The sequence below is a fragment of the Burkholderia glumae LMG 2196 = ATCC 33617 genome, assembly GCF_000960995.1.
Classification (GTDB): Bacteria; Pseudomonadota; Gammaproteobacteria; order Burkholderiales; family Burkholderiaceae; genus Burkholderia; species Burkholderia glumae.
On sequence record NZ_CP009435.1, the window covers coordinates 3,107,769 to 3,120,146 of the forward strand.

At 70.3% G+C, this 12,378-nt stretch carries 11 protein-coding genes; 1 reads left to right on the forward strand and 10 read right to left on the reverse strand.

Features of this window, described 5'->3' with window-relative positions; all coding sequences use genetic code 11:
- The first annotated feature begins 27 nt into the window (after nt 1-27).
- A complete protein-coding gene (hfq, locus tag KS03_RS26440; RefSeq protein WP_015875963.1) occupies nt 28-582 on the forward strand; it encodes an RNA chaperone Hfq in 555 nt (184 codons plus the stop codon).
- A 168-nt stretch (nt 583-750) separates the two neighbouring features.
- Here hfq and KS03_RS26445 read toward each other — a convergent pair whose 3' ends face one another.
- From KS03_RS26445 to KS03_RS26490, 10 genes are all read right to left on the reverse strand, one after another.
- Nucleotides 751-1,470 carry a DUF2968 domain-containing protein gene (locus KS03_RS26445; RefSeq protein WP_015875964.1) on the reverse strand — a complete coding sequence of 240 codons (720 nt, stop codon included), beginning with the start codon at nt 1,468-1,470 and terminating at the stop codon, nt 751-753.
- 53 nt (nt 1,471-1,523) lie between these two features.
- Nucleotides 1,524-2,915, reverse strand: a complete 1,392-nt coding sequence (locus tag KS03_RS26450; RefSeq protein WP_015875965.1) for a sigma 54-interacting transcriptional regulator — start codon at nt 2,913-2,915, stop codon at nt 1,524-1,526.
- Between the two features lie 19 nt (nt 2,916-2,934).
- The gene (locus KS03_RS26455; RefSeq protein WP_015875966.1) at nt 2,935-4,797 is read right to left on the reverse strand and encodes a TadG family pilus assembly protein; all 1,863 of its coding nucleotides are present in this window, start codon (nt 4,795-4,797) and stop codon (nt 2,935-2,937) included.
- 14 nt (nt 4,798-4,811) lie between these two features.
- Nucleotides 4,812-5,318: a DUF3613 domain-containing protein gene (locus KS03_RS29035; RefSeq protein WP_015875967.1), complete on the reverse strand. Its 507-nt coding sequence runs from the start codon at nt 5,316-5,318 to the stop codon at nt 4,812-4,814.
- Nucleotides 5,319-5,338: 20 nt separating this feature from the next.
- The gene (locus KS03_RS26465; RefSeq protein WP_015875968.1) at nt 5,339-6,193 is read right to left on the reverse strand and encodes a tetratricopeptide repeat protein; all 855 of its coding nucleotides are present in this window, start codon (nt 6,191-6,193) and stop codon (nt 5,339-5,341) included.
- A gap of 34 nt (nt 6,194-6,227) precedes the next feature.
- Nucleotides 6,228-7,220, reverse strand: coding sequence for a type II secretion system F family protein (locus tag KS03_RS26470; protein ID WP_015875969.1), 993 nt, complete (start codon nt 7,218-7,220; stop codon nt 6,228-6,230).
- A gap of 9 nt (nt 7,221-7,229) precedes the next feature.
- Nucleotides 7,230-8,246: a type II secretion system F family protein gene (locus KS03_RS26475; RefSeq protein WP_015875970.1), complete on the reverse strand. Its 1,017-nt coding sequence runs from the start codon at nt 8,244-8,246 to the stop codon at nt 7,230-7,232.
- Nucleotides 8,239-9,585 carry a TadA family conjugal transfer-associated ATPase gene (locus KS03_RS26480; protein WP_015875971.1) on the reverse strand — a complete coding sequence of 449 codons (1,347 nt, stop codon included), beginning with the start codon at nt 9,583-9,585 and terminating at the stop codon, nt 8,239-8,241. Before KS03_RS26480 ends, KS03_RS26475 begins: the two co-directional genes overlap by 8 nt.
- A 3-nt stretch (nt 9,586-9,588) precedes the next feature.
- A complete protein-coding gene (locus tag KS03_RS26485; protein WP_015875972.1) occupies nt 9,589-10,836 on the reverse strand; it encodes a fimbrial protein in 1,248 nt (415 codons plus the stop codon).
- Nucleotides 10,837-10,911: 75 nt separating this feature from the next.
- Entirely contained in the window at nt 10,912-12,342 is a 1,431-nt protein-coding gene (locus tag KS03_RS26490; RefSeq protein WP_015875973.1) for a type II and III secretion system protein family protein, read from the reverse strand.
- Between the last annotated feature and the right edge of the window lie 36 nt (nt 12,343-12,378).

Here is a 12,378-nt window from a genome sequence, read left to right on the forward strand (position 1 = left end):
TCTGACGCCGGCTCAAGCCGCTTCTCAATGGCCAATCCTGCAGAATCCCATCCGCAAAACGACTTCATCAACGCCGCTCGCAAGGAACGCAAGCGCGTCGAAATCTACCTCGTCAACGGCATCCGCCTGACGGGCTGTATCGAGTCGTTCGATCAGTACCTGGTGATGCTGCGCACGCCGGTCGGTTTGCAAGGCATCTACAAACGCGCGATTTCCACCATCCAGCTCGACATGGGCGGCTCGCGGCCCGGCGGCCGCGGCGGCCCGCGCACGGGCGGCGGCGGTCACGGCGGCCGGCCGCCGCGCGAAGGCGGCGGCCACAACCCCTACGGATCGCACGGCGGCCAGCGCGAATCGCGCGGCGAAGGCCGCGAGGGCCGCAGCGAAGGCTACACGCCGCGTGAACCTCGCGAGCCGCGTGAATACAGCGCCCCACGCGAATACGGCGGCTCGCGCGACTATCCCGCGCCGCGCGAATCGCACGAAGGCGTCTCGACGCCGCCCGAGCGCACCGGCAACAGCCCGGTGATCGTCACGCGCCGCCGGCGCCCGCTCGGCCCCACCGGCGGCAGCAACGAGTAAACGCGAAACGGGCAAGCCGCCAGGCTTGCCCGTTTCGCTTCGGGTTTCGCTTCCTATCTCTGCTGCAATCGGTCGCATCCTCTGCGGCCGTCTTCACATCCGCGTTTCCGTCCGCCCGGCCGGCATGGCGTCCGCCCGAGGCGGCGCATGCCATGCCGCGCGCCGCCCTCAGCGGGTGCCCGGCAGCCCGGCGTCGGCCTGACGCTGCAGCGACTGGACCTGCATCTGCAACTGGCGCAGCTGGGCCTGCAGCGCGTCGCGCTGGGCCTGCAGCGCCGCCGCTTCGGCACGGGTGGCCTTCTGGCGGTCGTTGACGGCGGCCTGCTGCTCGCGCGCGACCTGCAGGTCGGCCTGCAGGCGGTTCGCGCGCTCCTGCACCACGGCGATCTGCCGGTCCGTCTGTGCCTTCTGGGCCTCGAGCCGCGTCGCCTGCAATTCCGAGCTGGCCAGCGACTCGGCCTGCTTCGAGAAGTCGTGGAACACCGCTTCGGCACGCGCCTCGCTGGTGGTCTTGACCACGCGCCAGAACGCCTTCTGCTGGAACAGGGCCACGTAATAGGTCGCGCTCTGGACGTTGAACAGCAGGCTCGCGCCATAGCTGCCGTTATAGGCGGTGCGCATCTCGGTCAGCGCATGGGACTGGATCAGCTGCTGCAGTTCATCGATCGTGCTCTGCGTCGCGGCGCCCGCCGGCGCCTGGGCGGCGGGCGTCGTCGGCGGCAGCGCGCTGGCGGCGGCCGGCGCCGCATTCACCACGCCGCCGGTGGCGGCACCGGGCGCCGCGGCGGCGTCGCTGCCGGCCAGACCCTGGGCCGATGCAAGCTGCAGCCCCCCCACCACCACCCATCCTGCAACAAATGCGCGCCCCAAAAGCCGTTTATGACTCATGTAGAGATTCCTGCACAGATTTAGTTGTATTTCTGACCACAATTCAGCCATTATCACTCACTTTCGCGCGCCTCGGGTTCCTCGTCGAAAATCTGATACTTGCGCATCTTCTCCCACAATACCTTGCGGCTGATGCCAAGATGCTGCGCGGTATCCTGGCGGCGCCAACCGTTCGCGTCAAGTGCCGCGATCACGCGATTGCGCTCGGTCATGTCCCACTTGCTGCGGTCGACGTACACTTCGGCGGCGCTCTCGACCGGCACCGGCTGCACGGCGCGCGCATGCGAGATCAGCCGCTGCAGCCGCGCCGCGTCCCAGGCCCCGGTCTGGCGCACCGTCACGCCGACCCGCTCGGCCAGGTTGCGCAGCTCGCGCACGTTGCCGGGAAAGTAGGTGTCGGCCACCGCGTCGGCGAGCCAGTACGGCAGGTCCGGCAGCGTGCCGATCCGGTCCTCGCCCACCACCTCGGCGACGAACGACTTGAACAGCGCGATCTTGTCGACGGCGCCGCGTTCCTCCAGCGAGGGGATGCCAAGCTCGATCACCGCGAGCCGATAGTAGAGATCGGCGCGGAACGTACCCTCCTTCACGAGTTGCGGCAGCTTCTTGTTGCTGGCGGCGACGAGCCGGAAATCGACCTTGATGGGGGCGCTCGCGCCGACCCGCAGCACCGTGCCGTCCTCCAGCACGCGCAGCAGCTTCACCTGCTGGTAGAGCGGCAGGTCGCCGACCTCGTCGAGGAACAGCGTGCCGCCGGCCGCCTGCTCGAAGTAGCCCTTGTGGGCGACCACCGCGCCCGTGAACGACCCCTTCGCGTGGCCGAAGAACAGCGACTCGAACAGGCCGTCGGGAATCGCGCCGCAGTTGACCGGCACGAATTCGCCATGCCGGTAGCGCGAGTGCTTCTCGTGCAGCAGTTGCGCGATGCGCTCCTTGCCCACGCCGGTCTCACCGTGCAGCAGCACGTTGGTATCGCAGTCGGCGAACGTGTCCACCTCCTGCAGCAGCGCCTGCATCGGCTCGGAATGCGCCACCAGCATGGCCGGCGCCGAGGCCTGCGCGGCGTGCGCGCGCAGTTGCGCGACCAGCTTCGTCACCAGCGCGCGCAGCTCCGCGCAGGTGAAGTCCAGCGGCAGGATATGCGAGTACTCGGGCGGATACGAGGCGGCGTCGGCGCCGCCGCGGGCGGCGCCGACCCACACCACCGGCATGCCGATGTTGGCCTGCCATTCCGACAGGAAGGCCGCGCCGCTCTCGATCATGCTGATGCTGATGATCGCGAGCGACGGCCGCGCGGCGGCCCGCTCGGGCGACAGCACGACGTTGTCGGCACGGATCACCTCGACGTCGAAGCTGGCCATGCAGCGCGCGACGCGGTCGACGATGTCCGCCTTGCCCTCCCAGACATACAGGTCGAGTCCCTCGATTGCAGGTGTATTTCTCATCGGATACCAGTCAGAGCATTCAGTAGACGGTCTGCGCGACCCCGCAATTCAGCGAGATCTGGTGGACGGTGGCCGCCCCGACCTGCACGCCGAGCAGGTTCAGCAGCGGCACGACGACGGCGTCGAGCGAGTTCAGCAGCGGGCTCAGCGCGGACGTCAGGATGCCGAGCAGCGTGGGCACGAAATTGCCTCCCACGCTGAACATGGCGCCTCCCAGCAGACCCAGGCTCGGCGTGATGGTGGCGTTCGACAGCTGCGCGAGCGCGCCGGCCGTCGCCGAGCCGAGTGCATTCGAATTGACCGTCCAATAATTCGAGTCGAGCCCCGACACGCCGCTGAACACATGGGTGGCCGGTGCGCCCTGCACCTTCACCGACACGTTCGAGAGCGACACCGTCAGTTGCACGAGGCCGAGCAGGTTCAGCAGGCTCAGCTTGGCATTGACGATCTGCGCGGGATTCGTGCAGCTGTACTGCGACGACAGGTTCAGCATGCCCTTGTTCAGCGGCGGCGTGCCGATGCAGAGATTGGCGATGCCGGGCGTCGCCGTGATGGTCGCCGTGCTCGCCTGCGGGGTCTGCGCGCACTGGGTCGATTCGAGCACCGCGGTGCCGGTGCCGACCTGGATGTAGATCGGCAGCGTGACGTCGACGTTGGCGCCGAGCAGTTGCAGCAGCGGGCCGACGATCGGCAGCGTCTGCGTGCCGAGATCGACCAGCAGGTAGATGCCGGCCGCGGCTGTCGAGGCCTGGGTGCGCCAGTTGCCGCTGGCGTCCTTGCCGCCCTCGCCGACGGCGATCGACGGCGGACTGATGATCTGCACCTGCAGCTGCGTGCCGGTCAAGCCGCCGAGCGCAAGCGCCGGCACGTCGAGCATCACGGCGCTGCTGGAGTTGGCGATCTCGGCGGCCACCATCACCAGATCGAGCAGGTTGACCTGGGCGTCGGCGGCCGACTGCATGTCCGCCAGCGCCACGTTGAGCACGCCGCCGGGGCCGCCGACATTGACATTGGTGGAGTTCTGGTTGACCGAGCCGAGTGTCTGCAGCGCGCCGACGGCCGCCTGCAGGTTCGCGTTGACCACGTTGGTCTGACTCGCCGCGTTCGCCACCACGTTCAGGAACCGGCCCAGCGACAGGTTCGCGGCCAGCAGCTGTTGCATCGTGCCCGCCTGGACCGCCGCCGCGAGATCGCCGAGCTTGATACTGGTGCAGGCCAGCGCCTGATACGACGCGAGCGTCAGGTTCAGGCCCGACTTGGCGCCGAGCAGCGCGCCGAGCAGCCCGTTGACGAGCCCCGGGTTCGCGCTCGACGAAGGCGGCGCGCCGGCGCAGCTGTTGCCGCCCAGCTGTGCGAGCGTGGCCCCCACCGAGAACACGTCGATCGCGGTCGCGCGCGAGGTCGACATCGCATACACGGTGCGGGACGGCCCGAGGAAGAAATACGGCACCTGGCGCGACACCGCCACCTGCACCGCGTTCAGCTGCACGGCCGGGCTCGACGCGCCCGGGTTCGCGACCGGCACGTAATAGCTCGGCGCGGGGTTGGCGGTCGGGTCCCAGCGGCCGCAGCCGACCGAGATGGTGTCGCCGGCGCCGGTGTTCAGGCCGTTGCTGGCCGCGCTGCGGCTCGCGCTGACGGGCGCCTGGCTGCAGGTGGCATCGAGCCGCTGCACGCCGGCCAGCGCCGCCATGTCGGCGATGCGCTGCAGATCGCGGCGCTGAAAGAACACGTTGCCGATATCGAGCATGCCGAGCACGGCGATCATGACCGTCATGAAGATGATCGTCATCATCGCGAACGCGCCGCGCTCGCGGCGCCGCCCGACGAGCAAGGCGGCACGGATCGGCCGGTGCGGGCGGCGTGTCTGGACGGGTTTCATGATCGCCTCGACGATTATTGCGACGGCAGCTCGCCTGCGCCGGACGACGAACCACCGCCCGACGAACGCTGGACCGACGTGAACCAGGTCGGGATCGGCTTGCCGAACGATTGCAGATAGCGCTGGTAGGCGGACGATGCCGCCGCCCCCTCGAACGGGTGCGCCTCGGGAGCGGCCGCGCGATTGCTGCGCTGCAGGTCGAACCAGGCCGCGGTCGCCGGGCCGACCTCCGAGACACGATGGCTGACCTGCGGCGGCTGCGGCTGTGCCTGCGGCAGCGCCACGGCCGCCGGCTGCGGCACGTCGGCGGCCCGCGCCTGCGGCGCGGCGGGCGACGCCTCGGCCGATGCCTGCAGTTGCGCGCCCGAGATCGGCTGCAACTGCTGCTGCAACCGCATCGGCGCCGGATCCGCGGCCGGCTGGGCGAAGGCGGCGGGCGCCGCGCCGGCCAGGGCCGCCAGCGCAACCCACGCGGTATGCCATGCACGCGCGCGCGGCCGCCAGGATTGGGAATATCGCATCGTCGGCTCCGTGTGGTAAATCATTTTTGCGAGAAGCGCTGCAGCAGCGGTGCGGCCAGGTCGAAGCCCTCGTTGCTCGCGATCGGCGCGCCGCCCGCGCGCGCGCCGGACGGCCCCGCCGCGTCGCCCGGCCCCGGCGGCACCACGGTAAGCTGCCGAGCGCGCTGCGCGGCCGTGACACGGGCCGCGTCGTCGCGAATCTCGGCACGCACCCGAGGCGTCATGTGCTGCTGGTCCATCAGGCCCTGCGCGTTCTCCGGATGGCCGCTCGCCATCAGGAACAGGGCGAGGTTGCTCATGATGCGCGGGTTGCGGTGATCGAGCTCGGCGGCCTTCATCAGCGGCACGCGCGCGCCGCCGGGGTCGCCAGCGCGCATGCGTGCATAGGCGAGATCGGAGAGCGCCGCGGCGTCGGTCGGCGCGAGCAGCGTGGCCTGCTCCAACAGCTTCGCGGCACGCGCGAAGTCGCCGCGCGCGCCCGCGATCAGGCCGAGGCCGCGATAGCCGCGCGCCGCCAGCGGCGTGTTCAGCAGCTGCGTGTAGGCCTGCTCGCTCGCGTCGAGCTGCGAGGTGGCACGCAGCGCGTCGGCGCGCAGCAGCCGGGTGTCGGCGGAGGCGCCGTACTGCTTCTCGTACTCGTCGATATGCGCGAGCGAGGCGTAGTACAGCCCCTGCTGCTGCATGCGGTCGATCAGGCCCAGGTACATGCCCGGCGTATCGGGCGGATCGACCTTGTCCGCCGCGGCCTGGATCATCGCGGCCCGCTCGGCCTGCGCGCCGACCCCGTAGTTCGAATCCTTGAACAGCGAGCAGCCGCTCGCCAGCCCGGCGACGAGCAGGCCGGCCAGCATGGTGCGTCCCTTCGATCGTTTCATCCCGCCGCGCTCCTCTTCATCGCATCGCCCGCCATCAGCGCTTCATGTTCGCCAGCGCGACCACCACGGTCATGATGCCCGGGCCGGCCGTCACGATCAGCAGCGCCGGCAGCAGTGTCACGATCATCACGCCCGTCATCTTCACCGTCAGCCGGCCGATCCGCTCGCGCAGCGTGGCGCGGCGCCCTTCGCGCAGCCGGTCGCCGAACAGCCGCAGCGGCTCCTGTACCGCGCCGCCGTGCTTGTCCACCTGGATCAGCAGCCGCACGATCGCACGCAGGTCCTCGTTGTCGAAGCTGGTGGTCAGGCGCGCGAGCGACTGCTCGCGCGTGCGCCCCGCCGCGAACTGCCGCTGCGCCACGCCCAGCTCCCACGACAGCACCGGCAGCATGCTCGTGAAGTCGTGCGTGATCACCTGCATGCTCTGGTCGAGCGACAGGCCGACGCCTTGCAGCAGGCGCAGCATGTCGACGAACAGCGGCATCTCGTCGGCCACGCTCTCGCGGCGTGCCGCTGCACGGCGGCGCACGTAGACCTTCGGGAGCATGAAGCCGGCCGCGAGCGCGAGGAACAGCCCGAACAGCCATTTGCCCGGCCCGCCGTGGGTGAGGAACGGCAGGATCGCGAGCGGCAGCCCGATCGCGCAGGCCAGGCGCACCACCAGGAACAGCCCGCGCGAGCGCGCCTCCACGTAGCCGCACTGCTCGAGCAGCTTGCGGTCCTCGTCGGCCACCAACTGCTTGCCGAGGCCGGTATCGAGCCAGCGCATGCCGATCCGCTCGGCCTGCGCGCGCCACGCCGCGAAGCCGGCCGGCCGGGCCTCGGCCGGCTTGAGCTCGGCGGCCTGGGCCTGTCCGGCGCGCGCGGCAGCGGCGCGGCTCGCCGCCAGCCGCTGGTCGAGCGCGCTCGCGAGCGCGCGTTCGCTGCGCTGCAGGAGCATGGCGCGCACGATCGCCAGGCCGGCCAGCAGCAGCACGCCGATCGCCCCCAACGCCAGCGCCAGCGCGCCCAGTTGATGTGCCTCCATTGCGCCTCCCTACCTGAGCCGAGCCATCCGGTACAGCAGATAGCCGCCGAGCATCTGCAGGCCGAAGGCCACGTACAGCACCAGGCGGCCGGATTCGTTCATCCACATCGCCGTGAAATACTGCGGATTGGTCGATACCACGAAGCTGCCGACCGCGACCGGCAGCAGGCCGAGCACCCAGGCCGACAGGCGCGTCTCCGCCGACATCGCGTGCAGTTCGCGCTCGGCCTGCTCGAGGTCGCGCATGAAGGTCGCCATGCGCTCCAGCATCACGTCGGCACGGCCGCCGTACTTGACCGACAGGCGCAGCACCGATCCCACCAGCTCGAACTCGCGAACGCGGTATTCCTTGGCGATGTGCAGCATCGCGCGATCGATCTCCACGCCGGTGCGCAGCATTCTCGATACCTGGTCGAGGCAGCGGCGCAGCGGCATCTCGGTGGTGCCGAGCGCGCCCTGGAACGCGGCCGGCACGCTGTTGCCGAGCGTCACCAGCCGTACCACGCCGTCGAGGAACGACGGCAGCTGCTGGACGATCTTCAGGCGCCGCGCCGAGATCCGCCGCAGCACCCACAGGCAGGCGAGCGCCACGCCGCCGAGCAGGGCCGCGCCGGCCGCCACCCCGCCGCCGCGCGCGCCGGCCACCAGCATGGCCAGCAACACCAGCCCCGCCAGCACGTAGAGCAAGCCCCGCACCTCGTCGAGGCCGGCGCGATCGCTGATGCCGAGCCAGCGCGCCTCGGCCTTGGCGCGCCACGCCGCCAGCCCCTTCGCGGGCGCCGCCGGCCGGCTCGCCGGCCTGGCCGGCTGCCCCGCCGCCGGCGCCGCCTGGCGCGCGGCTGTGCGACCCGCGCCGCCTGCCGCGCCCGCCGGCACGGCCCCCTTCGCGCCCGCCTCCAGGCGACTGTCGAAGAAGCGCCGCGTATGGGCGCTCTGCTCGCGCAACTGGCTGCCGCGCCACAGCATCACGCCGGCCGCGGCCAGCAGCAGCGCGAACGACAGCGCCCACAGCACGCCGCTAGACATTGAAGCCCTCGCCGCAGCCGAAGCCGTCCATGCCGCCGCCCAGGCTGCCGATCAGCTCATTGCGAAACCGCGCGAGCTTGGGCGAATGCGGGTGGATGCCGAGCGCTTCCCAGTGATCGATCTCCTCGCCCTCGGGCGTCACGCGCGCGTCGTAGCGATAGAGCTCCTGGGTCGCGACGATGTTGTCGGACATGCCGGTCACCTCGGTGATCGACAGGATCCGGCGGCGCCCGTTGGACAGCCGTCCGATCTGCACGATGAAGTCGATCGCGTTCGAGATCTGGCGGCGCAGGCTCGATTCGGTACCCTGGAAGCCGGCGAAGCCGGCCAGCATCTCCAGGCGATACAGGCATTCGCGCGGCGAGCTCGCGTGGATGGTGCCCATCGAGCCGTCGTGGCCGGTGTTCATCGCCTGCAGCATCTCGAGCACCTCGCCGCCGCGCACTTCGCCGACGATGATGCGGTCCGGGCGCATCCGCAGCGTGTTGCGCAGCAGGTCGCGAATGGTCACCACGCCGGTGCCGTCGAAGCCGCCCGGGCGGCTTTCGAGCCGCACCACGTGCGGATGGTTCAGCGACAGCTCGGCGGTGTCCTCGATGGTCACCACGCGCTCGTTCTCGGGCACGTGAAACGCCAGCGCATTGAGCAGCGAGGTCTTGCCCGAGCTCGTGCCGCCCGACACCAGGATGTTGCAGCGCGCCGCGACGGCGGCCTTCAGCAGCGTGTTGATCTCGTCGTTGTAGGTGCCGTTCTCGAGCAGGTCCGACGGCTTCAGCGGATCCTTGCGGAACTTGCGGATCGACACCACCGGCCCGTCGAGCGAGAGCGGCTCGATCACCACGTTCACGCGCCCGCCGTCTGGCAGCCGCGCGTCGACCATCGGGTTCGATTCGTCGAGCCGGCGCCCGACCGGCGCCAGGATCCGCCGCACGATGCGCAGCAGGTGCGCGTTGTCGGTGAAGCGGATCGGCAGCTTGGCGAGGATCCCGCGGCGCGACACGTAGATGTCGTTGTAGCCGTTGATCAGGATGTCCTCCACCAGCGGATCGCCGAGCAGGTCCTCGATCGGCCCGAAGCCGGCCAGCTCCTTGGTCAGCGCCTCGGCGATCTCGCGCACCTCGCTCTCGTTGAGCGGAATCCGGCGCAGCCGCACGAAGCTGTCGACCTCGAGATCGACGAACTGGTTGATCGCCTGCCGCGACCAGCGCCCGAACTCCGAGCCGAGTTCCTCGATGCGGTTCAGCAGATGCTCGTGCGCAGCGTCCTTGATGTCGTGGAACTGCTGCGAGTGCGAGAACGGCGCTGCGCCGTCGGCGAATTGGATGTCGTCGTGTGCCATCGCTTACGATCGCTTCGTGGTGGAATGGATGAACCGCTTGAGCGCCGACAGGCCGCTGCCGGCGGCCGGCACCGGCGGCGCCGGCTCGGGCGCCGCAGCGGCCGTGAGCCGTTCGACCAGCGCATCGAGCGCCTTCACGTAGGGGTCGCGCTCGGCCGCCTCGACGATCAGGCGGCCCTGGTTGGCCGCATGGCCGATCGGCACGCGCCGCGCCGGCAGCGTCGCCACGAGCGGCAGCTCGAGCCGCTCGGCGATCTGGGCGGGCAGCAGGCCGAGCGCCGCGTCGTACTGGTTGACCACGAGCCGCACGCGCGCGAGGCTCACGCCCTTCTCGCGCAGTTCGTCGAGCAATTCCACGGCCGAGACCACCGAGGCCACGCCCTGATCGCAGACCAGCCAGGTCTCGTCGCCGAGCGCCACGATCTGCGCGATGAATTCGCGGTTCGTGAAGCCGCCCAGGTCGACGATCTGCTGGTCGACGAACGCGCGCAGCCGGTTGAAGAGGCCCGCGCAGGCCGCCGCCGACACTTCGCGCAGGTCGGCCAGGTTCGGCGGCAGCGTGGTCAGCGCCACGCCGCTCGCGTGATGCGCGAACGCGGTGTTCACGAAGGTACGGTCGAAGCGGCGCAGGTTGCGCACCGCCTCGACGAAGTGCAGCTCGCAGCGCGTGTTGAGGAACAGCGCGCTGTCGCCGGCCGGCAGGCCGAGATCGACCAGCGCGGTGCGGCGGCTTTGCGCGGCCACCTTGCGCTGCAGCAGCACCGAGAGATTGGCGGCGAGCGTGCTCACGCCCATCCCGGCGCGCGCGCCGAGCAGCGCGAGCACCTTGCCGTGGCGGCTGGTGGGCTCGCCGAGGTTGTCGAGCAGGCCGCGCGTGATGCGCAGCGCCTCCTCGGCCGGCGCGGAGAAATCGACGAAGTCACGCACCCCCGCGCGCAGCGCCGAGAGCGCGCTCTCGGGCTCGGCGAGCGTGCCCAGCGCGACCACCGGCAGGCCCGGGTAGGCAGTGCGCAGCGCCGACACCGCCGCGCTCGCGCCCGCCTGCTCGCCGGCGAAATCGATGAACACCAGCGTCGGATTGAGGCCGCCGACACGCTGCACCAGCACCGCCGGATCGAGCGGCGAGGCCTCGACCGCGCCGCTCGCGACGAGCGTCTGCGCAAGCCAGCGCACGCGTTCGACACGCGGCGAGGCGCAGATGAAATGATCGGTGACGGCGGGCTCAGCCAATGATTGAGTTCTCGCGTTCATGTTGAACATTCCCCGTTGTGCCGCGTGCACGGGCCGGCCAGGGCCGCCCGTGCACGCTCGGTTGCGCCGGCGCGCTCATTTCGAGAACCCCGGGGCCGCATCCGGCACCAGCATGCCGCCGAGGAACGAACGCCAGACCGGTCCGTCGCGCTGCTCGGACAGTTCGCCCGGCGCCGCGGGCAGCGTGGTACCGGCCGCGATCGGCGACACCAGATGCGGTGTCACGATGATCACGAGTTCCTTGTCGTTCTGCTGGTAGCTCAGACTCTTGAAAAACGCGCCGATGATCGGCAGATCGCCGAGAAACGGCACCTTGCTCAGATTCGACGTGGTCTCGCGATCGACCAGCCCGCCGATCACGTAGCTCTCGCCGTCGCCGAGCTCGACCGTGGTGTCGGCGCGGCGCGTGGTGAGCGCCGGCACCGTCACGCCGTTGATCGTGATGGCGTTGACGAAATCGAGCTGGCTCGCCTCGGGCGCGACCTTCAGCGCGATGCGGTTCGGGCCGAGCACGGTGGGCGCGACCGTCAGGCCGATGCCGTAGGGCTTCCATTCGATCGAGACGGTGCCGAGCGCCTGCGGCACCGGCACCGGGATCTCGCCGCCGGCCAGGAAGTTCGCGCTTTGCCCGGACAGGGCGACCAGCGTCGGCTGCGCGAGGATCCGCGCGAGGTTGTTCTGCTCGAGAATCGACAGGTTGCTGCTGATGCCGCGCGAGGCCGAACCCACCACCAGGTTGAACGCCGAGGCGATCGGCTGCGCGGCCGTCACCGCCAGCCCCGAGGTCGCGCTCGAACCGAGCGAGCTCAGCGAGCTGGGCGCAAACGAGCCGAACGCAAAACCGTTGCTGCTCTTGAAGAAATTCAGGCCGGCCTGCTTGACGGCCGAGCGGCTGAACTCCACCACCCGCACGTCGACCTGCACCACGTTGCGGCCGCTGATGGTCGAGGCATCGACCACCGACGGCGCAGCGCCGCCCGCACCGCCCATGCCGCCCGCGCCTGCCGTCTTGCCGCCCACGCCCGCCGCAGCGGCCGCGCCGCCGCCGCCGGCCTGCGCGGCCGCGCGTGCCGCGGCCGCCGCATTGGCCACGTCCACCGCGCGCTGGTGCGCCTCCAGCGTGGTTGCCGAGCCAGCGATCACAGTGGTGTCGCCATACGTGTCCACGCGCGGCGTGTCGGGGCCGAGCAGCGCCTTGGCCGCGCCGCTCGTCACATGCACCGGATAGACATCCGGTTCGCTACGGCCTCGCTCCCAGAGCATCACGTTCGTGGTCCCGGCACTCTTGCCGATCAGCAGCACGCCGCCGCCATTGCCCTTGACGACCAGCACGTCGGCCACCGCGGGATCGCCGATCGCCACCCGCTGCAGGCTGCGCCCGGTCGCGATCTGCCGCTGCGCGCCGACCGCCAGATCGACGCCCGCGTCCAGGCCGGCTGCGTTTGCCACGGCCGACGCCATCACTGCGCTCATTGCCATGGCCAATGCAATCAGTTTCTTTTTCATTGTGTCGGAGATCCGCAGCCGGACCTCTCCGTATCG